Origin of the sequence: Pseudomonas sp. EL_65y_Pfl2_R96 (assembly GCF_963970905.1) — a bacterium.
Lineage (GTDB): Bacteria > Pseudomonadota > Gammaproteobacteria > Pseudomonadales > Pseudomonadaceae > Aquipseudomonas.
In genome coordinates, this window is record NZ_CAXAQH010000178.1 from 1 (window position 1) to 570 (window position 570).

Here is a 570-nt window from a genome sequence, read left to right on the forward strand (position 1 = left end):
TTGACCCAGCGCACCGTGCCCGAGCTGGCGCGCATCACCACGCTTTCGGTGGTCATCACATGGCCCTTGCGCTTGACGCCTGCGAGCAGCGACCCATCGGTGACGCCGGTTGCGGCGAAGATGCAATCACCGCGCGCGAGCTCGGTCAGATCATATTGCTTATCGAGTTCGGTCACGCCCCATTTGGCGGCGCGGGCGCGCTCATCATCGTTGCGGAACAGCAGTCGGCCCTTGAACTGCCCGCCGACGCAGCGCAGCGCCGCTGCCGCCAGCACGCCCTCGGGCGCGCCACCCGCACCCATATAGATGTCGATGGTGGTGTCGGGGTTGGTGGTCGCGATCACGCCCGCGACGTCGCCATCGCCGATCAGCATGATGCCGCAGCCGACTTCGCGCAGTTCGGCGATCAGTTTCTGGTGGCGCGGGCGATCGAGCACGCAGGCGATGATCTCGCGCGGTTCCACCCCCTTGGCAGCGGCGAGCGCGCGGACATTCTCCGTCGGCGATTTGTCGAGATCGATAATGCCCTCGGGATAGCCCGGGCCGCAGGCGATCTTGTCCATGTACACG

Annotated in this window: 1 protein-coding gene; it reads right to left on the reverse strand. The window is 66.3% G+C overall.

Annotation, left to right across the window (positions count from 1 at the left end):
- A partial coding sequence (locus tag AACY49_RS30085; protein WP_339527877.1) for a fructose-bisphosphatase class II occupies positions 1–570 on the reverse strand: 570 nt, incomplete at both ends.